Annotated in this window: 17 protein-coding genes; 12 read left to right on the forward strand and 5 right to left on the reverse strand. The window is 51.8% G+C overall.

The window, feature by feature from the left end; translation table 11 throughout:
* Window positions 1–47: 47 nt before the first annotated feature.
* From RIC19_RS21975 to RIC19_RS21990, 4 genes are all read left to right on the forward strand, one after another.
* Complete coding sequence (locus RIC19_RS21975; protein ID WP_350180526.1) at window positions 48–1,031, forward strand: PorP/SprF family type IX secretion system membrane protein; 984 nt, start codon at window positions 48–50, stop codon at window positions 1,029–1,031.
* A 158-nt stretch (window positions 1,032–1,189) separates the two neighbouring features.
* Window positions 1,190–3,241, forward strand: coding sequence for an OmpA family protein (locus RIC19_RS21980; protein ID WP_350180527.1), 2,052 nt, complete (start codon window positions 1,190–1,192; stop codon window positions 3,239–3,241).
* Window positions 3,242–3,809: 568 nt separating this feature from the next.
* Window positions 3,810–4,589 (forward strand): exodeoxyribonuclease III, encoded by a 780-nt coding sequence (locus RIC19_RS21985; RefSeq protein ID WP_350180528.1) that lies wholly within the window; start codon window positions 3,810–3,812, stop codon window positions 4,587–4,589.
* 363 nt (window positions 4,590–4,952) lie between these two features.
* The gene (locus RIC19_RS21990; protein WP_350180529.1) at window positions 4,953–5,831 is read left to right on the forward strand and encodes a porin family protein; all 879 of its coding nucleotides are present in this window, start codon (window positions 4,953–4,955) and stop codon (window positions 5,829–5,831) included.
* Window positions 5,832–5,924: 93 nt separating this feature from the next.
* On the opposite strand, the gene RIC19_RS21995 is transcribed toward RIC19_RS21990, so the two are convergent.
* The gene (locus RIC19_RS21995) at window positions 5,925–6,509 is read right to left on the reverse strand and encodes a NifU family protein (protein WP_350180530.1); all 585 of its coding nucleotides are present in this window, start codon (window positions 6,507–6,509) and stop codon (window positions 5,925–5,927) included.
* Between the two features lie 297 nt (window positions 6,510–6,806).
* On the opposite strand from RIC19_RS21995, the gene RIC19_RS22000 reads away from it, so the two are divergent.
* The 3 genes from RIC19_RS22000 to RIC19_RS22010 are packed head-to-tail and all read left to right on the forward strand — an operon-like array spanning window position 6,807 to window position 9,495.
* Window positions 6,807–8,729: a S9 family peptidase gene (locus RIC19_RS22000; RefSeq protein WP_350180531.1), complete on the forward strand. Its 1,923-nt coding sequence runs from the start codon at window positions 6,807–6,809 to the stop codon at window positions 8,727–8,729.
* Complete coding sequence (locus RIC19_RS22005; protein WP_350180532.1) at window positions 8,729–9,157, forward strand: nucleoside deaminase; 429 nt, start codon at window positions 8,729–8,731, stop codon at window positions 9,155–9,157. Before RIC19_RS22000 ends, RIC19_RS22005 begins: the two co-directional genes overlap by 1 nt.
* A 41-nt stretch (window positions 9,158–9,198) precedes the next feature.
* Window positions 9,199–9,495: an SCP2 sterol-binding domain-containing protein gene (locus RIC19_RS22010; protein WP_350180533.1), complete on the forward strand. Its 297-nt coding sequence runs from the start codon at window positions 9,199–9,201 to the stop codon at window positions 9,493–9,495.
* A 76-nt stretch (window positions 9,496–9,571) separates the two neighbouring features.
* On the opposite strand, the gene RIC19_RS22015 is transcribed toward RIC19_RS22010, so the two are convergent.
* Window positions 9,572–10,660, reverse strand: a complete 1,089-nt coding sequence (locus tag RIC19_RS22015) for a helix-turn-helix transcriptional regulator (protein ID WP_350180534.1) — start codon at window positions 10,658–10,660, stop codon at window positions 9,572–9,574.
* Window positions 10,661–10,753: 93 nt separating this feature from the next.
* Between RIC19_RS22015 and RIC19_RS22020 the strand changes: the two genes are divergently transcribed.
* From RIC19_RS22020 to RIC19_RS22030, 3 genes are read left to right on the forward strand one after another with little or no spacing between them, the layout of a single operon-like run.
* Window positions 10,754–13,012, forward strand: coding sequence for a hypothetical protein (locus RIC19_RS22020; protein ID WP_350180535.1), 2,259 nt, complete (start codon window positions 10,754–10,756; stop codon window positions 13,010–13,012).
* Window positions 13,013–13,029: 17 nt separating this feature from the next.
* Window positions 13,030–13,434, forward strand: a complete 405-nt coding sequence (locus RIC19_RS22025) for a hypothetical protein (protein ID WP_350180536.1) — start codon at window positions 13,030–13,032, stop codon at window positions 13,432–13,434.
* A 28-nt stretch (window positions 13,435–13,462) separates the two neighbouring features.
* Entirely contained in the window at window positions 13,463–14,131 is a 669-nt protein-coding gene (locus RIC19_RS22030) for a rhomboid family intramembrane serine protease (RefSeq protein WP_350180537.1), read from the forward strand.
* Here RIC19_RS22030 and RIC19_RS22035 read toward each other — a convergent pair.
* A complete protein-coding gene (locus RIC19_RS22035; protein ID WP_350180538.1) occupies window positions 14,128–15,903 on the reverse strand; it encodes a BamA/TamA family outer membrane protein in 1,776 nt (591 codons plus the stop codon). The genes RIC19_RS22030 and RIC19_RS22035 overlap by 4 nt on opposite strands.
* A gap of 356 nt (window positions 15,904–16,259) precedes the next feature.
* On the opposite strand from RIC19_RS22035, the gene RIC19_RS22040 reads away from it, so the two are divergent.
* Entirely contained in the window at window positions 16,260–17,891 is a 1,632-nt protein-coding gene (locus RIC19_RS22040; protein WP_350180539.1) for a S41 family peptidase, read from the forward strand.
* A 102-nt stretch (window positions 17,892–17,993) separates the two neighbouring features.
* On the opposite strand, the gene moaA is transcribed toward RIC19_RS22040, so the two are convergent.
* Together moaA and RIC19_RS22050 are read right to left on the reverse strand one after the other, a co-directional pair.
* A complete protein-coding gene (gene moaA, locus RIC19_RS22045; protein ID WP_350180540.1) occupies window positions 17,994–18,995 on the reverse strand; it encodes a GTP 3',8-cyclase MoaA in 1,002 nt (333 codons plus the stop codon).
* A 133-nt stretch (window positions 18,996–19,128) separates the two neighbouring features.
* Window positions 19,129–21,471: an FdhF/YdeP family oxidoreductase gene (locus RIC19_RS22050; RefSeq protein ID WP_350180541.1), complete on the reverse strand. Its 2,343-nt coding sequence runs from the start codon at window positions 21,469–21,471 to the stop codon at window positions 19,129–19,131.
* A gap of 223 nt (window positions 21,472–21,694) precedes the next feature.
* On the opposite strand from RIC19_RS22050, the gene RIC19_RS22055 reads away from it, so the two are divergent.
* Window positions 21,695–22,147 (forward strand): hypothetical protein, encoded by a 453-nt coding sequence (locus RIC19_RS22055; protein WP_350180542.1) that lies wholly within the window; start codon window positions 21,695–21,697, stop codon window positions 22,145–22,147.
* Window positions 22,148–22,164 lie beyond the last annotated feature (17 nt).

Genomic DNA, 22,164 nt, shown 5'->3' on the forward strand with positions numbered 1-22,164 from the left:
GAATCAGTCGCCCCGGCCAGGCCGGGGCGAGTCCCAAACCAGTACTTATGAAAAACTACTACTTACTAATTATATTTTTACTATTGGCTTGCGGTGTTCAGGCACAGCAGGAAGACCATTTTACCCAGTTTATGCACAACAAACTGGCGTTCAACCCTGCCTACGCCGGATCCACCGGCAGCACCCGCCTAACGGCTATGGCGCGGCAGCAGTGGATTGGTATCGAGGGCGCCCCCGAAGCGCAACTGATCACTTTTAACTCTGCCCCGAATGCCCGGGTGGGGATTGGCGGCAGCCTGGTACGGAGCAGTATCGGTATCATGGACCGCTATACGCTGGAAGGCGACTACGCCTACCGGTTCCGGTTGGGGAATGGCTACTTTAGCATTGGTGCGTCGGCATCCATTCGCCTGATACAGGCTAGCCTGGGTGAACTCCGGGCCAATCAGCCTATCGAGATAGACAATGCGATCCCTACCGGTTTCCAAAGCCGGGTGACGCCCAACTTTGGCGGTGGCTTTTATTACAACAGCAACGACTTCTACGTGGGCGTTTCCATTCCGCGCTTCCTGAAATCCAGTATTGACTTGTCGGACGATGAGGGGACTATTGCCAGAGAGGACCGGCACTGGTACCTGATGACCGGCTTTAATGTCCGGCTACTGGACAATGATATCGTGATGCAGCCCAACTTTTTGCTCAAGTACGTGGAAGGGGCGCCCTTTGACGCGGACATCAACCTTTCCTTTACGTTCTTTGAGCAGTTTACAGCGGGAGCTTCTTACCGTACAGGGGGCAATAAAGATAATAGCATCGGAGAGTCTGTCTCCGGCCTGATTTCCAGCCGGATTGGGGATAAATGGATGGTCGGGGTTTCCTATGACTTTACGCTTTCTGACCTTCAGGATTATAACGATGGCAGTGCGGAGCTCTTTATCCACCACTTCTTCGGAGGGAAAAGTGGCAAGGGCGCGACCTATGACAATCCGCGTTTCTTCAACAGTAATGGTAGCAACAAGCGGTTTTATTAGAATGTTGGGCCACTGCGGAAGATAAGGAGGCGGGCTTCGAGGCAGGGGGCGCGAATAAACAAAGGTTTACTTTGTTGTGGATAATGGCTAACTTGTGGATTCTCATGTGAGCTGCTGGCCCCGGTGCTCTTAGCTCGATCATAATTAAGACGCCTTATATGAGATTCTATCTAACCCTTTGGCTGACTGGCTTTGTATTTATCCTGCAAGCCCAAGATCCAGCATCAGCAAATTCGTACTCGGTTGCGCAGCGCGACCAGAAGGTAAGCGTCTACAATGAGGTGACAATCAACTCTGATGCTTCAGATTTTTCCCCGGCATTTTTTGGGGACACCCTCGTCTTTTTGTCATCCAGGCATGCCGGCCCCCGGGACCCCAACACAGGGGAGTCTTTTTTTGACTTTTACTACGCAGCGATGGGGCCCAACCACAGCTTGCGTTCCCCGAAACCTTTCTCCATCAACCTCAACTCTGCTGCACACGAAGGGCCTGCCGCTTTTAACAAAGCGTTTGGCAAAGCTTACTTCACCCGCAACAGCTTACCGAATGGGGTGGACCCTTCGGCTGCCGATGGCAGAGTCCGCATGAAAATCTTTGAAGCTACGTCCGGTGTACTGGACTGGGAGCAGATCAAACCGCTGGCTTTCAACAGTGATGCCTACAACTGCATGCACCCTACCTTATCCGAAGATGGCAATTTTATGATCTTCTCTTCCAATCGGTCCGGAGGCAAAGGTGGGTATGACCTTTACGTCTCCCGCCAGATTGACGGCAATTGGTCTCCACCTATGAATTTGGGGGGGCGGATCAATACCCCCGGAAATGAATTCTTCCCCTTTTTGCATCAATCAGGTACGCTGTTCTTTGCCTCTGATGGGTACAAAGGGTACGGGGGTATAGACTTGTACATGGTCAAAGGCAGCGGTGAAGGCTCATGGGCAGAGGTGGTCAACCTGGGGCCACCATTTAATACCGAAGCGGATGACTTAGGCCTGATTCTGGACCAGGAAGGCAAAGGCGGGTATTTTTCTTCCAACCGGGAAGGTGGGCTTGGCGGCGATGACATCTATAGTTTTGAAGCCCCCGATGGGATTCAGGGCGTGGTATTTCCGGATTACAAAACCACCACGATACAGGTGTTTTCAGAGCAAAGCAACCGGTCGGTGGCGGGAGCGGGGATCAAAATTTACGAGCGGGTTATAGATGAAAACGGGAAGATAGAGTACTACCGTCTGTCACGCACGAGCATTAAGATGGGGATGGACGGGAAGGCCGAAGTGGAACAGCGAAGTGAAGACCTGGCGGAGCCGGACGAAAAGACCAATAGCGAGGGCAAGGCTTACATTATGCTCGATTTGGCCAAAGAGTATATGATCAAGGTGGAAAAGCGGGGCTTTTTCCCGGCAGAAAAATACTACATGCCATCTGAAAACCGGTTCAATCAGCCAGTAGAGGTTGCCTTGAAGCGGGACGACTGCATTACCCTGGAGGGCGTCGTGACGGATATGGAAACCGGGGAGCCTATTCCAAAGGCGACCATCTTTATTTTTAACGAGGAAGAAGAGCGCCGGAATACCATCAGTACGGATGACAGAGGCGTCTTCAAATACTGTTTGCCTGATGGTTATCGGTTTACCATTGAGGCACGGCATGTAGGGTATGAAAGTTCTAGTACGCAAGTGCAAACCATCAACCGCCGTGGCAACCGTTCTCTGGGCGCGTCTCTCCAGCTAAAGCCCGAACCGGTAACACCCCGGAGTGGCATGGGCAATGTCAAAACGCATGGGAAAGAAGAGGGCGCCCCAAGCCTGGGCAACCGGGAAACGGTAGAAGTCGGTAGCCGGTTTATACTGGATAACTTGCAGTTTGAGTTCGCTTCCGCCAAAATACTGCAGGAAGCCGCCTCAGATCTGGAGCACCTGTCCAGGCTGATGAAAGAAAACCCAACGATGAAAGTAGAGCTAAGGGCTTTCACTGATTGCAGGGGAGGCGAGGAGTACAATAGAAGACTTTCTCTGAAACGGGCAGAAGCGGCACGTAACTTTTTGGTCCGTCAGGGCATCGCTGTTGATAGGATTCTAGCCTTTGGCTATGGAGAAAGTAATCCGATTGAAAACTGTGATTGTGACGGGCTTGGAGACGGTGCACCTTGCACAGATGGTATGCACGCCAGAAACCGGCGTACGGAAGTGACCATTATCCAGAAGTAAAAAATATAAGGGAAAAATTAAATTTGTTAAAGAAGGGCGTAACCTTCTACGGAAGGGCACGTACAAGTTAGGAGAAAAAGAAAAACCGACCCACATGTGGGTCGGTTTCCAAAAGAGCTTTGAGAGGCTATCTACATACCAAATAGGAACATCCTTTGATGCTCCAAAATCTTCATGAGATTATAATTACATTCGTGGAATTCTAATCATTTCCTGTCGCTTGTGACAGGGTTCATCAGCTTCTTTTTCATTCATCCTCTATATCTGTTCCTCCCTGCTGACAATACAAAGGTGCTACATTACTAGTTGCATTGTAAGTACATTCTGTGTGGTTACTGTGATTTAAGGAGGTTTCTTTTTTTATACAGAGTGCTGATTTTTAGTTACTTATCGATTTTTTGGGTTGTGTTTTTTGTAATTATCTTGGGGTTTTTATTCTGCATAAAGCAAGAAAAAAAGCGAAAAAAATACCGGAGTCTTGTTAGAGCGCGCTAAAAGTCTACTGATTGCAGCTGTAAACGTCCAAAAACAGTGCCAATTTTTATATTTGCGGTAAACACAACCTAGTATGTCAACAACAATTGCTTCTTATAATGTAAATGGTGTCAGAGCAGCTATGCGTAAAGGGATGGCAGAGTGGTTTACGGAACACCCGGTGGAGGTACTCTGCCTGCAGGAAACGAAAGCGCATCCCGAGCAGGTAAAAAAAGAAGAGGCTGCCCTCAGAGCGGTCGGCTTTGAGCACGCCTACTGGCATTCTGCAGAGAAGAAAGGGTACAGCGGCGTGGCTACCTTATCCAGGCAGCCTGCTGATTTCGTGGCGGAAGGCTGCGGTATAGATAAGTATGATGCGGAAGGTCGCATTCTCCGTACGGACTTCGGCGAGCTCACCCTGCTCAACTGCTATTTTCCTTCCGGTACTACCGGTGAGGTACGGCAGGCTTTCAAGATGGATTTCCTGGAAGATTTTTTCCGATGGATTCAGGAGCTGCGCAAAGAGCGGCCTAATCTGGTGATCGTTGGCGACTACAATATTGCGCACAACGAAATCGACATCCACGATCCGGTCCGCAACAAGAAGACCTCTGGGTTCCTGCCGGAAGAGCGGGCCTGGATGGATACGTGGTTTGAAAGCGGTTTTGTTGACGCCTTCCGCTACCTCCACCCGGAAAAAGAGGAGTACAGCTGGTGGACCTACCGCGCTAACGCCCGGGCAAATAATAAAGGTTGGCGTCTGGATTACCACTCTGTGAGTGCATCTTTAGCTCCAAAGCTGGAAGCTTGCTATCAAATGACAGATGCCGTCCACTCCGACCACTGCCCGGTTGTGGCCACTTACAACACATAAGCGTTAATCCCGGATGGGCGGGCTAAAGCTTGTATTCCGAAGGTATGGGGTGAGCAGGGCATTGGCTTTGAGGTAAGAAACCTGCGCAAAATCGCAAGGTTGCACGCATATCCGCTTTAAAACCCGCAACTACCTTAAACCGATGCTTATATTTGCCCTGAACTGGCTCTTATATTACAGCCATTGACGAAAGAACAGGGCCGCTAGCCAACCGGATCAGGTTGGAACAGGTCTTATGATAATTCATTAATCAGGGTAAGCCGCAGAAGGTAGGCGCGGGCAGGATTCGGGGCGGAGGCTCCGGAGGGGCTGCTTCTGGGTTTTGGAACAAGCGGCGCGCTTGCCCATCAAATTTTTAAAGATATGCTTCGCACTAGCTTAATTGTAATCCTGGCCCTCTTGGGCAATATCGGTCTGCAGGCTCAGGAATTTTCCGGCGGCTTCCGGGCGGGCCTTAATTTTACTACCATCAATGGCCCTTCTGAAATGAACGCAGACGGTGCCGAGCTGGAAAACTTCGACTTTTCCAATGGCTTTCATGTAGGGGCAGTGGGCAATCTCCGGTTCACGGATATCTTCAGCCTCCGTGCGGAGCTGCTCTATTCTCAAAAAGGCGGAGTGTACAATTATGCCGGAGAATCGTACTGGGTATTCACACCTACGGATGGAAGTGATGCCTTCTTCGCTACCGGCAATCGCGAAACCACGCTAGAGATTACCAACTCCTACATCGATATCCCGATAACAGGCGTGGCGCGTTTCAATAAGTTTGAGTTGAGTGCAGGGATGAGCGTGGGCTTTCTGGTGGCTTCCCGGGCAGCCGGCGAGCTGCGGTTTAGTGGTACCTCGCCTCAGGGGAACACCATCGCGCCTTTCGTGACCGCATTGGACTTTAACTACTTCGACGGCCCCTTCCGCAGGGAGGATATCGGTGAGGTGGAACTGCGTGAAATTGATAACCGCCCGGTGGAAATCCCCAAAAACCTGGGCGCTTATTATCAGGGGCAGGAGGAAGACGAAAACCTTTTTAATGTAATCGATGTAGGCTTGGTCGGTGGCGTGGCTTACTACCTCAACCGTGGGTTATTCCTGGGGCTGCGGCTGAATTATGGTATCAGTGATGTTACCCGTTCGAACCAAGACATTTCCCGCCGTGCATTAGAAGATTCAGGGGAGTACATCTTCCGTGACGATGATGATCAAAACCTCAACATCCAGGTATCGGTTGGATTCAGTTTTTAGGGGATTTCCTGAAAACTGTGCGGATAAAACAGAAAAGCGCCGATGCGGGGAAATTTGCATCGGCGCTTTTCGTTATGAGGCTGAGAACGGTGGTTACCCCATTTCCGCAACCACTTCTTTGACTTCAGGGATCATCCGTTGCAGCATGCCTTCAATACCCTGCTTGAGGGTTACGGTTGAAGAAGGGCAGCCGCTACAGGCGCCCTGCATGACCAGGGTTACTGTGCCCTTTTCCCAGGACTTGAACTCGATATTGCCACCGTCCATTTCTACGGCAGGCTTCACGTGGGTATCGATCAGGTCCTTAATTTTCTTGACGATTTCTGTTTCGTTTTCCGTGTATTCGTAGCTGGCACCACGTTCTGCCTCAATTTCGGCCATCGCTTCCTCAAAACCCTCCTGAATAATGGGCTTCTCCTCGCTGATGTAACCTTTGAGGTATTCCTTGACTTTGAGCATGATGTCTGCCCAGTCGTAGTTAAACTCTTTGGTGATGGTCACGAAGTTATTGCAAATGTAAACGCCTTTTACGAAAGGCATTTCAAACAGCTCTGTAGCTAGTGGCGACCACTCTTTAGCCAAAGTCTCCTCCCGGAAGTCGGCGGTACCTTTGTAGATCATCCGGTTGGTCACAAATTTGAGCGACTCAGGGTTGGGGGTCTGCTCAGTATATAGCATCACAGGGCTTTTCGTAACGGGATTGCTCATTGTATTTTCTTTATTTAGACCTATTCTACGAACAATAACACATAATGCCAAGGCTGGTTTTAACAAATTTGGATTTAATGTGCCTGGAAACCTCCCTTTTTTGTTGAATGCTGGATTTTAGGGACAAAACCATCCCACCACGCTCTTATGTGAAGGCACGCTATCCGGACGATAAATAACCTACGTAAAAGGTAGATTTTTATAATGTTTTCCAGCGCTCCGCCTCCTTTTTTTACCTTTGTTAGGAATCTACCCCTGATACCCACTATGACAGACCTACAACAAGAACACAAATTGCCGGGCAACCTTTCATTGCCCAGTTCGGCTGATGAGCTCCTAAACCTCATCGGGCGGGAAGAAGGCGCGTACAAATATTCCGTCGAGGATTTTTTCCGTAATCCCGAGCAAACGGGCTTCCAGCTTTCTCCCGGTGGAGACTACCTTGCCTTTGCGAGCCCCTACGAACGGCGGCAAAATGTTTTCGTCTGCCCCACCGACGGGGGCGAGCCCATACGCATCACACACGAAACCGAGCGCGATATTGGGGGCTTCTTCTGGGCCAACAACAACCGGATCGTCTACGTCAAGGATAGTGGTGGCGATGAGAACTTCCAGCTCTTTGCGGTAGACCGCGACGGCCAAAACCCACGCGACCTTACGCCTTTCCAGAATGTCAAAATTGAGTTTATTGACCACCTGGAAGATCAGGAAGATGAGCTCATCATCGGGATGAATAAAGAAAACCCCATGCTGTTTGAGCCCTACCGGCTCAATGTGCAGACTGGGGAGTATCAGCGTCTGGCGCCCAATGACAACCCGGAGGAGCCCATCACCGGCTGGATGACCGACCACGCGGGCCGGCTGCGCATCGCTATCAAGACCATCAATGGTGTCAATCAGCATATTATGTACCGGGCTAAGGAGGATGAGCCTTTCCGGACCGTTGTGAAAACCAACTTCAAGGAGAGCCTGGACCCCTTGTTTTTTGATTTTGATGATGGAGATGTGGTGTTCTGTGTCAGTAATATCGGGCGGGACCGGGGCGAAATCATCCGGTTTGATTTTAACACAGGAGAGGAAGTAGGCGCTCCGGTTTTTGCCCACCCTGAGGTAGACGCTGGCAGCCTCTTGTATTCGCGTAAGCGTAAAGTACTGCTGGGCGCGGTGTACACTACCTGGAAGCGGCAGATCGATTTTTTCGATGAGCAGCGGAAAAAGATGCAGGAACACCTGGAAGGCTTGCTGCCCGGCTATGAGGTTGTGGCTGTGAGCAGCAACCGTGCCGAAGACAAATACATGATCCGTACTTACAGCGACCGGTCGCTTGGCGGCTACTTCTTCTATGATCTCAATCAGGGTACTATCCGTAAAATTTCGGATGTGAGCCCCTGGCTGAACGAAGAAGATATGGCCCCTATGGAGCCGGTCACCTACACTGCCCGCGATGGGGAAATGGTTCAGGGTTACCTGACCATCCCCAAAAACAAAAAAGGGCAAAAAGTCCCCGTGGTGATCAACCCGCACGGAGGGCCGTGGGTACGGGACAGCTGGGGCTACAACCCGGAGGTACAGCTCCTGGCCAGCCGTGGCTATGCTGTTTTTCAACCCAACTACCGGGGCAGCACGGGGTACGGTAAAGACTTCTGGATGAAAGGCTTCAAGCAATGGGGGCGGGATATGCAAAACGATATCACCGATGGTGTCCAATGGCTGATTGATACGGGTATAGCAGACCCTGCCCGGGTAGCGATATACGGTGCAAGTTATGGAGGGTACGCCACACTGGCCGGTATCACTTTTACACCGGAATTGTACGCCTGTGCGGTAGACTACGTAGGCGTATCCAATCTATTTACCTTTATGGAGACCATACCGCCCTACTGGAAGCCTTACCTGGATATGCTCTATGAAATGGTGGGGCACCCCGAGGAGGATCAGGCGCTGCTTCGTGCGGGCTCTCCGGTTTTCCACATCGACGAAATTAAAACCCCGCTGTTTGTAGTGCAGGGGGCGAATGATCCGCGGGTGAATATTGATGAATCTGATCAGATTGTCCACTCATTGCGCGAGCGGGGCATTGATGTGCCCTATATGGTGAAGTACAACGAAGGGCATGGTTTTGCTAATGAGGAGAACCGTTTTGAGTTTTACGAAGCTATGATCGGTTTTCTGGCCAAACATATGAAGTGATGAAAGAGCTGAAAACCTATTATATGCAGGCAGCCATTAATGAAGCGGAAGCAGCAGGTACCCCCTACGGTGCGGTGTTGCTGCAGCCCGAAACCGGTGCAAAGGTCATCGCAGCCAACAGCGTAAAAGCCGATCAGGACCCCACTGCGCATGCCGAAGTCAATGCGATACGTCAGGCACGGCAGCAGGGGATTGCCACGCAGGGCAGTATCTTGTTTGCTACTTGTGAGCCTTGCCCGATGTGCGCGATGGCTGCCGTTTGGGCCGGGGTATCCAAAATTTACTACGGAGCGACTATCGATGATGCGGCTGCCCACGGGCATCAGGTGAAAATCTACTGCCGGGATATCGCTGAGCAAGCCTGGTACGACATAACAGTGGAAGGGGAAGTGCTGCGCGAAGCTTGTACCGCACTTTTTTCCCACTAAATTCAGCGAACAATTCCTATATTACCTACCAAAATCAGGTTATGACACTAGAAGCAATTACAGAACAATTCAGCAAAACAGCTGCCAAAGCCCCAAGCCTGGGCAAGTCCATTAAGTTTGTTTTTGAGCAGGGTATCGTACATATTGACCTTACCGGCGAAAAGGCACAGGTAACTAATGAAGATAAAGATGCCGACTGTGTGATTAAGACCAGCATGGAAACCCTGGATGGAATCCGGAAAGGCGATATCAATCCAATGTCTGCAGTGATGACGGGCAAAGTAAAAATCAAAGGCGATATGGGGCTGGCTATGAAGCTGCCATCTCTGATTGCCTAGCCCCCTGTGGGAAAGGTGTTGACGTGGATGAAGGGCCATGCGCAGGCATTGAGGCCTCTCCGGCAAGCTTGTGCTTTTAAGCCGAAACGCTATTGTTAAGCTTGTAGTAAGCAGTGGGTGAAGACCCGGTCAGCCGTTTGAAGGTTTTGTTGAAGACCAGCCTTGACTCAATGCTGCTCGCCCGGTGGATGTCGTCCAGGGGCAGTTGTTTTTCCGGATCATCAATGAGCACTTGTGCGCTCAATGCACGGTAGCCATTGACATAGTCAAAGAACGTCTGCCCGCCTACATGATGAATCGCCTGGGAAATAGCAAGGGGTGTTTTGTTCATCAGTTCAGCGAGCTGATTGAGGCGAAGATCGTCATCAAAGAAGTATTTATCGGATTGCATGGTGGCGTCAAGGGTCTTGAATAAGGTCGCATTCTCCCGGATGTCTTCTGGTTTGGGGTCCGTTCGGTCAGCAATAAGTTGCAGGAAAGCCTCCTCCTCCAGGTCAACCGGAGCAACCGGCCGCTCCAAAGTCAGTCCGATGCCCGCAAGGCCTGCCGCGAATATAGCGGTGAGCACCCGGCCGATCAGAGCCCAGAGCCCCTGCGCTTCAATCAGCCCCTGTAGGCTAAGGCTGTCTGTTACCAGCCCCGAAATCGATACCAGCCCTAAAGTGAGCATGGAAAGCTGTGCCCAGCGGAGCTTCCCAAAGGGAATGCGGCTACGGATTTGCATCAGGCTGCCCACCCGGCTGCGGATATAGGAAAAGCTGCCAATCAGGTAGATCAGGACAAACACATTGGGGAAAAGCGCATACCATGAGCTTTGGATGAGCTTGGCCTGAGCCGGCAGAAAGCTGATCAGTGTCCACACAGCAAAGGCTGTGAAGTGGTAGCCATCCCGCCCGCTGCTGAGCGAGTCGCCAAGCAGGCTGCGCAGGTGTAGCAGAAAAAGCGGAGCAACAGCCAGGAGCAAGCCGTCCATCAGGGTTTTCGCGAGCAGCGTATTAACGAGGGGCAGGACTGCGTGCAGCAAAACGGCTAGCAGTAGCAAGGTGAGCAGACGGCTGGCCCGGTAGGCCTGAATCCGTTGCCTGGAAAGCAACAGCGCCGTTCCTCCGGTGATTAAAATGACAAGAAGTGCGATTGAGTAGCTGTAAAGTGGGTCTGTTAGCATAGTTTTATAGAAAATATGGAATTAATGTAAGGAATTTTTTGATTTCCTGCCTTACGAACGGTACGCGAAGTATCCCAAGATGAAATTTTTGATATGCGGCAGTTCTTATTTCTGGTAATCCTGATGGCCCTTAGCCCTACGGCACTGCTCAACGGACAGCGGTGCAGCGACAACCGGCCTGCGTTTCAGGGGTATAGCTTTATCAATACCAACCTGATCAGTCCGGCTGTGCCTGGTGCCCGCCTGTTTGTCGACCTCAAAGCGCTGGAAGACTATGCCCGGCAGCAGGGCAGCCCACAGGTCAAAGGCAACCTGGAAGAATGGCAGGAGCGGTTCTGTGATTTGCATACCGTTCAGGATATCGGGGAGGTCATTTACCAGTCGTCCCGGTCTGATTTTGAAGGCCTGGTCACCGCTGTCAGAAGCAAGCGTGCGCCATTACCCTACCGGCTGACGAACAACGCCTTCGCCAAATATCTAAAAAGCCATCAGTGCATCGAGACCGCCACCTACCTGGAGTTTGCCAAAAACTGCGAGTACTACGCGACCCGCCGCAGCCCGTGGGAGAGCCCGCAGTTGCGCTACAAGGAAATGGACGACTGGATCACCTACGGCGTTGATCAGTTGAAGGAAGCGAAATCCCACTACATTCGCCTGAGGTACGCCTATCAGGTCATCCGGCTGGCCCACTACAGCAAACAGTACGATAGGGTGCTGGCGCTTTGTGAGGATCTCCTGCCAAAAATTGATAACGATCCGAGTATTATCGAAGACTGGATCGAAGGTCACCGTGCGGGAGCAATGCTGGCGCTGGGGCAGCGCGTTGATGCGGCTTACCTGTTTTCACGGTTGTTTGACCGGTGTCCGAGCAAACGGGAGTCAGCTTACCGCAGTTTTGCGATTAGGAACGACGAGGAGTGGCAAGCCTGTCTGGCCCGGTGCAAAACGCCTGAAGAAGAAGCCACTCTTTTTGCCATTCGCGCCAGCTTCCCCAACAGCAAACTGCAAGTGGAAATGCAGGAAATTTATCAGCGGGACCCCGACAGCCCCTACCTGCTGCTTTTTCTCATTCAGGAAATGCTGAAGCTGGAGCGCAGCCTGCTCGGGCTTTCCTTCAACGATCAACGGCAGCAGAATAAGTTTTACTACGGTGTGCCGGTGGCAGATGCCGGTCAGCGGGTGATCCGTCTGCAGCAGTTTGTCACGCAGGTGCTCAAAGAAGGGCTGGTGCGACAGCCCGGGCTGTGGAAGATGGCACAGGGCTATCTGTCTATGTTGTCAGGCAGTTTTTACGATGCCAGGAAGTCCTTCGCGTCTGCCCGGGAAATGGACCTGCCACCGATCCTGAAGCAGCAGCTTGACGCTTTTGAGCTGGTCCTCTACCTCAATGCCCTGCAGGAGATTAATACAAAGATTGAGAATGAACTGGTCGATCTGCAAAACAGCAACAAGGCTTATCAGGCCTTTGAGTCCTTTCCCGACTTTTTTCAGGACCGGCTCACCGACTTGTACGAAGAGAACGGGCAGCCGGGCAAAGCCTTTCTGATGCAACACCCGGCCAAGTACCTACAGCCGAACATCAAACCTGAGCTCATCGAAAACCTGCTGGCCGTTACGCGCAAGGAGGTGCCCTCCAAGCTGGAGGTCAAGCTCATTGCCGACGGCGACAGCACCATTCAGCAAATGCTCCTGAATATCAAAGCCAGCTACCTGATGTCGGAGTATAAATTTGAGGCAGCCATCGAAACCCTGAAGCGTATGGAGCGGGTGGACTGGGACAACTACGGGCTGTTTAACCCCTTCGTGGAGCGTATTCGGGACTGTGTGCACTGCCCTCTGCCCTCCAATGTGCCGCTTTACAACAAAGGCGAGCTCATTGAGGAAATCCTGACCAAGGAATACGAAGCCAAAGCAGGCACCGGCAATATAGGCGTACTGAACTATGAGATCGGTTTGGCGCTTTATAATACGTCCTACTTCGGGCAAGCCTGGAAGGCCATGGATTTCTATCGCAGCGGGGCGAGCCTGCAAACTGCTTACCTTCGGGATGGCGATAATGTGACCCCTCATCCGATTTTTCCGTACGGTAATCAGGAAAACTTTGACTGTTCCCGGGCGCGCCTTTACTTTGAGCGGGCACGGCTTGCTACCGATAGCCTCGAGCTTGGTGCTAAAGCCACCTTCATGGCGGCCAAGTGTGAGCGCAACGAATACTATGTCAACCGGTGGAGGCCTGATGTAGCACAGAGCTTCGAGAACTTCGAACTGCTGGTACAGAATTACGCTGGTACGGATTTTTATCAGCAGGTAATCAAAGAGTGCCTGTACTTCAGAGCCTACGCTAATCGTTAATATTGAAAACCGGAAGTATGAAAATTAAGTATTTATTGCCATTGCTGGCTTTGGCCCTGATGGCGGCCAAATGTAGTGATGACGTATCGGGCTGCCCCATGGGTGAGCCGATAAAGCTACAAATTGGGGGCACTGTGGAATGCCAGGATACCCCTATTCAGTTAATCGCGGTGAAAGAGGATTCCCGTTGCCCGGAGTACACCAATTGTGTGTGGGAAGGGCAGGCTGTCGTCCAGCTGGCACTTGGCAATAGGGACCGTCAGACGGTAGACCTGACCCTACGTGAGGGTAAGCCGGAGCTGGCTAGCAAAAGTATGGGAGGCTATATTTACCGGCTGTCGGAAGTGACCCCCTACCCGGTAGCCGGACAGTCTATACAGCCAGAGGAATATGTGGTCACTTTCATTGTAGAGGCGATCTGACACCCATTGGCATCACAAACAAGATTTTATGCTATTTCCTATTGGCGATGATCAGGTGAAAGGCGGGCACTTTCCTTTATTCAGTTATCTTTTTATCGTGCTGAATATTATTGCTTTTTACTTCCAGCTGATCAGCCCCGGTATGCTGATCAGCGAGTACGCAGCGGTCCCTGCTGAGATTGAATCGGGGCGTAACCTACCGACCTTGTTTACCAGTATGTTCATGCACGGTGGTTTCGGCCACCTCCTCGGTAATATGCTTTTCCTCTGGGTTTTTGCGGATAATATCGAAGCAACGATTGGCAATGTCCGTTTTATAGTGTTTTACCTCCTTGGTGGTATAGCGGCCCACGCAGCCCACATTTATTTTAATCCGGGCAGTGTGGTACCTACGGTAGGCGCGAGCGGGGCCATCTCTGCCGTAATGGGCGCTTATATGGTTATGTTTCCGTCCTCCCGGGTGAAGCTGTGGTTCTTCTTCCTGATATTCCGCGTCCCTGCTTTCCTGTTCCTGGGTATCTGGATTTGGATGCAGTGGAGCAGCGGTTGGGATGCGCTTGAGGTTGGTGCCGAAGGTGGGGGTACCGCCTGGTGGGCACACATCGGCGGATTTGTATTTGGCTTTGCGGCAGGCTTGTACTTCCGGTTCGCTTACCCGATGGAGCGGGTGAAGGAGGCGGATGAATCCTATGCCTAATTAAACAAGCTCACATACCCAAAGTGCACCTTGGGCGCACTAAAGTCAATGGGGTTATTGAGCTGTTTGCCGTAGGCCAGACTCACGCCGAACAAGCCCACCCCCGTCTCAAAAGTGATGCCTGCGCCAAAGCCATAGGGCCAGTCCGTCACATCTTTGACCGGCGTGATATCCTCCACATAAGCCACATCACCGAAGGTATAAAGATAAGAGTTCTGGCCGATCAGCAGCCGGTACTCAATGGTGGAAAGGGCGTAGCGGGTTGCAAAAATGGACTCCTCGTCAAAACCGCGCAGAATCTGATTGCCGCCAATCCGGAACTGCTCGTTGAAGTACACCGGCGTTTCTGAAAGAATGGCACCGCCCCGCAACCGGGCGAGTACCGTACTGCGGTTAAATAGTGGCAGGTAGCCTTCCACCTGACCGCTGAGCTTGTACTGAAAACTGCGTAGCGCCAGCGTATCATAAAGCTCTCCGTAGCCCAACTCCAGAATACGGTTGTTGCGCTCAATGCGCCTGACCCCTGCTCCCCCCCGCAGCCGTACGGCCCAGCCCTTGCGGGGATTAAAACGGTAGTCGAGCCGTTGCAGGGCATACTCCAGCCCAAAGTAGGCATTACTGACATCGAGGTTTTCTGGCAGGCGCTCTTGTAGTTGCAGGCGCGTTTCATCCACAGTCAGCAGGGTGGAGGAGCGGTTATTCCAGAATACTTTGAGGTAGTTGCCACCTTCAAAAAGGTATTGGATGCCCAGGTCTGACTCGAGGTCGAGGTAGGAGGTATCCCGTTTATACAAATCAAAGCTAAAGTCTACCCCAAAGGGAAGGCCAAGTACAAAGGGGTAGTTGAACTCCAGCTCCAGCTCCTGCGTCTCCGGCCGCAGTTGCTCAAAGGAAGCGTAGATGCGCTCGCCCCGCCCGAATTGATTTTGTAGTTCCCCCTTGAAGGTGCCCGTGACCAAAACCGTACGGTCATTCAGCTGCCGGCCGCTTTCGTTTTGGGGCAGCACGCCCAGTACGAAGTCGAACCGGCTGGCCCGCTTTTTTCCCAGTGGGAGCCGGATGATGGCTTCCTGCTCTATGAAGTTGACGACGGGGTCTTCCGCCAGGGTCAGAAAAGGCAGCTCCTGTATCCGGTTCCGTATCCGGCGTACTTGTTGGTTATTGTAGGGGCGGCCGGGGGCAATGCCCAGGTAGTTTTCCATAAAAGCCTGCCCGATTTTTGCGTCCCCTTTCAAATCAAGCTCCTTCACCAGAACGAGCGGTCCGCGGTCCATCATCAACTGAGCGGCGACCTCCCCCTGACGGATGGTAATGCTGTCGAGCCACACTTTGGCGAAGGGGTAGCCGTGGTTCTCGGCGTAGTCGAGCAGGGCATCCTGTAGTTTGCGCAGTTGAGGATAGCGCAGGGGCTTATTGCGGTAGAGGCGCTCCCGGAAGCCAGCCGCATCAAGCGTGGAAGAGGGGATATTGCCATTGGACAAATCTACCCACCGGTATGCCGGCCCAACGTGCAACATCGCGATAAAGGTGCTGTCTTTTTGTACCAGCCGGTCGACGGATGCTTCCGCAAAAGCCTCCGAGTGCAGTTGCCTGACCCCCGCTATGATAGCCGCTTTTAGCGCAAGCGTATCCGCCCAGAAGGATGGGTGGTCCGGGAAAGCCTCCCTAACGAAGGCCTCGGTTGTGTCCTCAGGCTGCCACTGTAGCTGGTACTGTGCGCTCAGGTATACCGGGGCGCAGCATAAAAGCAGCAAGAAGAATTCCTTAAACATTTATTAAAGTTTCGGGCTTTTTTAACCTTCATACACCTTAAACACGTTTCCTTTGGGTGAATCATTGCCTTTTAAGAGCGTGTTGGGGCTTCGGTCTTCTATTTAAAAACTAACAATTTTTCGGTTAGACAAGCCACGGAAACCGTAGTTTAGCCCGCTAAACTCAAATTTAGTGACTTTGCCAGAACTATAAATCCTTGATTTTCATGACGAAATCGCTCCAAACAAGCTCAAAGGAAAAAAGCAGCTTTCCACCGCATACGATTGACCTGAAATAACGTTATTGAAAACGTATTATTACGGCAGTCTATGCCATAACACCTGGTTCTCCCTCAGGGATTGACAAAATCATATATATGAAACGTATTCTGAAAATTAGCGTCATCGTCGGTATCGTGGTCATCGGTATGTCGGCTACGATGTCGCCCCGCAATAAGTACTTCGAAATACTGAAAAACCTGGAGATTTTCACCAATCTCTACAAAGAAATCAATACCTACTACGTAGACGATGTAGACCCGGGGCAGCTCATGCGCACCGGGATTGATGCCATGGTGGGCTCCCTCGACCCTTTTACCAACTACATCTCGGAGTCCGAAATTGAAGGCTACCGGTTTATGACCGAGGGCAGGTACAACGGTATTGGTGCAATCAGTCAGCAAATTGACAGCTTTGTGACCATCGTTGAATTGTACGAAGGGCAGGCGGCTGATCAGGCAGGCCTTAAGCCGGGCGATCGTATTATTTCCATAGATGGGAAAGATGCGGTTGGCAAGACACCCGAACAGGTCAATAATATCCTGCGGGGCTTCCCGGGCACCGAAGTGGAGCTGGAAATCCGCCGATTCGGTACGCTTGAAGACTTTAAGGTAAACCTGACCCGTTCGGAAGTGGAAGTAGAGAACGTCCCGTACTATGGGATGCTCAGCGACGATATCGGGTATGTAGCGCTGACTACCTTTACCCGTGAAGCAGGCCGGAATGTTGCTAAGGCCCTGAAGAGCCTGGAAGCCGAAAACGAAAACTTAAAAGCCGTGGTCTTCGATTTGCGTGGCAACGGTGGTGGTTTGTTGACAGAAGCGGTGAATGTTTCCAACGTGTTCATCCCGCGCGGGGAGGTAGTGGTGACCACCAAAGGCAAAGTGAAAGAATGGGACCGGACCTTCAGCACGATGGGCAATTCTACCGACGAAGAGCTACCCGTTGTCGTTCTTATTAATGACCGCTCCGCTTCTGCGTCGGAAATCGTCAGTGGTGTCCTTCAGGATTACGACCGGGGCGTGCTTATGGGGCAACGCAGCTACGGCAAGGGCCTGGTGCAAAACACCCGGGACATCGGTTACAACTCAAAGCTGAAGCTGACGACGGCTAAGTATTACATCCCGAGTGGGCGCTGTATTCAGAGCGTAGAATATGAAGATGGCGAACCGGTAGATATTGCTGATGACCGCCGTACGCCTTTCACTACCCGAAATGGACGCACAGTCCTTGATGGCGGTGGCGTAAAGCCGGATGTGGTCGTCGATAAATTTACGGACGCTTCTATCATTAAGAGCCTGATCGACCAGCACTTGATTTTTGACTTCGCAACAGAGTACTTCACTGGCGTGGATAGCGTCGAGGCCGTTGAAGACTACCGCTTTGAAGACTTTCAGGCTTTTGTAGACTACCTCGATACACGGGCGTTTCAATACGATACAGAGAGTGAAAAGCTGCTCAAAAAGCTTCAGGAAGCCAGCGAACAAGAGGGCTATGACCTGACGGACGAGATCAAGTCCCTCCAACAGGACATCAAAGCCAGTAAAAAAGACGCGCTGCAGAAGAACGAAGAGATCATTACAGACCTGATTGAGAAGGAAGTGGCCAGCCGCTACTACTACCAAAAAGGCAAGATCAAAATGGGCTTGCGCAATGACAAGGAAATCGAAGAGGCGATCGCATTGCTCAATGATACGGTGCGTTACAATGCAATTCTGAGTGGGCAGTAGGGGATAAAAAAGAGGTTCACGCAAAGTTCGAAAAGCACTGCGCAAAGCAACGCGGAGCGGCTCCGGGTGCATCCCCCCTTTGCGTGAACGCCTTCTCCTTCCTCAGCCACCAATCGTCGACATCGACTCCTGCACAGGCAGCCCAAACTGCCGGCTGCGCTCCGCTTCCCAACCATCTTTGGCGCGGTTGCCCAAAGCATCCAGGAAGGTCGCTTTCAGCTGTTCGTCCGTTGCCCCTGCCCGCATAATATCACGGACATTGAAAACGCCATCATCGTACAGACAGGTCTTGAGCATGCCCTTAGGCGTGAGGCGGATACGGTTGCAGGTGCCGCAGAACGTCCGGCTGTAAGCAGCAATAATACCCACCGTACCCTGATGCCCGGGAATCTGATAGTTGTAAGAAGTGGAGTGGGGCGGATCCGGTATTTTCTCCATATCCGGGAAGTGCGCCTGCAGGTGCTTCAGAATTTGCCGGTGGTTCCACGCCAGCGTCTCGTAGTGGCTGCCTTCCCCGTTGAAGGGCATCTCCTCGATGAAGCGCACGCCCACCGGATCATCTTTGGTGAGCATCGCCATCGGGATGAGGTCTTCGATATTTTTATTTTCCATCACCACCGCGTTGATCTTGGTGGAAATGCCATGCTCCAGCAACGCCCGGTAGGTGCCCATCACCTGATCGTATGCATCGCGCCGGGTGATTTCAAAGAAGCGGCCCTTGTCCAGCGCATCGAGGCTGAGGTTGACGGAGTGGATCCCCATCGCTTTGAGTTCCGGGACCAGGGCTTCCGTTAGCGTACCGTTGGTGGTGATATTAACTTTCCGGATACCATTGATGGCGCAGAGTTCCTTAAGAAAGTAGAGCATGTCGCGGCGCACGAAAGGCTCCCCTCCGGTGATGCGTACCTTTTCGATGCCCATGCCCGCAAGCAGGTGCATGAGGCGGAGCATTTCTTCGTAAGACAGGAGCGCATCCTTTGGGACGTACTTGATGCCTTCTTCCGGCATACAGTAAAAGCACCGGAGGTTGCAGCGGTCCGTAACGGCCAGGCGTACATAGTTAATGTGGCGCCCGTGGTTGTCATAAAGTTTGGTTAAGGCCATTGGATCAAATGAGTTGCGGTTGAAAAATTCAGGCAGCGCAGGGCAGCCTTTCGTTTCGCTTTTGCGGACCGGGGTGTTTGGATATTTAATAATATGAATAAATGATCATTTTGTTTTGTATTCAACCAATTATTTACTCATGCACCCGAATCCGCACCGCTACCCACTTCGAGGTTGGCGTTTTGCTGCCCTTCGCGTAAGCATCGACGGGGACCAGTACATTGGCTTCCGGGAAGTAAGTGGCTATGCAACGGCGGGGAATATCATAGGGGACTACGATAAACTTCCGGGCGATGCGCACCTGCCCCTTGTACTGCCCGATCAGATCGACCACCTGCCCGCTTTTTAGGTTAGCCTGGGCGATGTCCTCCTGATTCATCATCACCACCCGGCGCTCGTTGTAGATGCCCCGGTAGCGGTCGTCCAGGCCATAGATGGTGGTGTTGAACTGATCGTGGCTGCGTATGGTCATCATGACGTACTCTTCTGCGCCAAGCTGCTTGCCGGGCACTTCATTCTTTGTGAAAACCGCTTTGCCGGAAGGCGTGTCAAACTGCCGGTTGCGGGCACCATTGGGCAGGTAAAAACCACCCGGCTCCCGGACGCGTTGGTTGTAGTTTTCAAAGCCCGGCACTACCTTAGCGATAGCATCTCGAATGTGGTCGTAATTGCGGGCCATCTCCTCCCAGTTGACCCTGCTTTTGTCGCCCAGGGTGGCCCGGGCTAAACCCGCAACGATGGCAGGTTCGCTTTTCAGGGCGTCAGAAGATGGTTGGAGCACCCCCTGTGAGCTGTGTACGACACCCATGGAGTTTTCCACGCTCACAAACTGTGGCCCGGACTCCTGCAGGTCAATATCTGTGCGGCCAAGGCAAGGTAGGATGAGCGCCCGCTTCCCATGAATGAGATGGCTGCGGTTAAGTTTAGTAGAGACCTGTACCGTCAGGCTGCACTTTTGAAGGGCTTCAGCGGTGTACTCGGTATCGGGGGCAGCGGACAAAAAGTTGCCGCCCATTGCGAAAAAGACGGAAGCTTTTCCCTCGTGCATCGCTTTGATGGCATCCACCACGGCAAAGCCATGCTTACGGGGCGGTTCAAAACCAAATACGGCTTTGAGCTGATCAAGAAAAGCAGGGTTGGGTGCTTCCCAGATGCCCATGGTGCGGTCGCCCTGTACGTTGCTGTGCCCGCGTACGGGGCAGGTGCCGGCACCAGGCTTGCCTATGCTACCTTTGAGCAGTAGCAGGTTGACGACTTCCCGGATGTTTTCCACGCCATTCTCATGCTGTGTTAGCCCCATCGCCCAGCAAATGATGATTTTCTTTTTGCGCCGCAGCATTTCTGCCGCTGCTTTGATTTGTGCCCTGGGTACGCCCGAGGCTTGTACCAGATCTTCGAAGTCATGCTGCTTCAGGTCGGCAATAAAGGCTTCGTACCCTTCCGTATATTCTTGTATGAAGTCCCAGTCGAATACCGCGCCGGGTGCTTTTTGTTCTTCGTACCAGAGCTGCAGCAGCAGCGCTTTAAGCAGGGCAATGTCCCCGTTAATTTTAACCTGCAGGAACAGGTCGGTAAGTGCGGTGCCACCGGTCAGCATTTTGCCGGGGCGCTGCGGGTTTTTGAACTTTTGCAGTCCCGCTTCGGGTAGTGGGTTTACCGTGATGATCTGTCCGCCATTTTCCTTACAGCGCTCTAAAGCAGAAAGCATGCGGGGGTGGTTTGTTCCGGGGTTTTGTCCCATGACAATGACCACCTCGGCTTCGTAAAAGTCAGGGAGCGTGACGGAGCCCTTGCCGATGCCTACGGTTTGCGAAAGCCCCAGTCCACTGGATTCGTGGCACATATTGGAGCAGTCCGGCAGGTTGTTGGTGCCAAACTCCCGCACCAAGAGCTGGTAAAGAAAAGCGGCTTCGTTGCTGGTCCGTCCCGAAGTGTAGAAAATCGCCTGGTCGGGAGTGTCGAGGGCGCGAAGTTCCTGGCCGATCATTTCGAAAGCGGCTTCCCAGCTGATGGGCTCGTAGTGCGTACCGTCGGCCTGTAGCACCATAGGCTCAGCGAGCCGCCCCTTTTTGCCTAGTTCGAAATCGCTCCATCCCCGCATCTCGGCAACGGAGTGCTGTTGAAAAAACGCTTTGCCGATGGTCTTTTTCTGAGCCTCTTCCGAAATAGCTTTGATGCCATTCTCACAGTACTCTCCAAGCTTGGACCGTTCATCATCGGGGTCGGGCCAGGCACAGCCCGGGCAGTCGATACCCCCTTTTTGGTTGAGTTTGAACATGGTTTTGACCGCCTGCCCTGCTGCCATATAGCGGGTAGTATGAGTAAAGGCGGTTGTAATGCCCTTTATGCCCGCTGAAGTGGTAGCAGGCTTGCCCAGTTTCAATCCGGTAAATTCCAGTGGTGGCTGTGCCCCAGGTACCTTAATGATTGGCTTATTTCGGTGATCTTGCCCTTGCGCGTCCGGTTGTTGTTCCATTTTTTCCTCCTCGTCATTCAGTGATCAATCAGGGGCGTACAAATTACGAAATATTGGGGATTTAAGGGAGGTGGAATTGGTGCAGTAAGGTAGGACTATAGTACTGCTAACTATGAGGAGATCAACCTTCCGTACAATCTGGCTTCCCTTTTTTTGAAGAAATATTCTGGAAGGGTGTAATAATCAAGGACTTGAAGCCACTAAACAAGAAAAGATAAAGATTATGACATTTAAAAACGCGATTAGCCTTTTCAACCGATTGGTATCTGAAACAACCAGAAAGTCCGAAATAAAGATTTATCAGGACTTCATTTACCTACTTGAGGGCCTAAAGGAGAGAAACTTGGCAGAAGCAGAGGTTCAATTGATAGAGACAGAATTGGATACCCTTGATTTAAAGGGTACTGCTAAGAATAAAAAAAGGCATTACAGTAAAGCGCTTCGATACTTTAAGCAATATTTGAAAGATACGTTTTCCTTAATTGCCAAAGGATACTACACCAATTGGGGCATTACTTTAGGGGCCTTGACAGGGTTGCTTACTGGGATTGTATTTTTTATCGGTTTGGAGCGGTCCTTAGGTATATCTTTAGGTATCTCTATCGGAACTTTAATCGGACTAATTACAGCAAGTTATTTGGACACTCAGGCTAAAGCTTCAGGAAATTTGATTTGAGGTTTTTGAAAAAAGCA

This window comes from Phaeodactylibacter sp. (genome assembly GCF_040219495.1).
In the GTDB taxonomy this organism is placed as follows: Bacteria; Bacteroidota; Bacteroidia; order Chitinophagales; family Saprospiraceae; genus Phaeodactylibacter.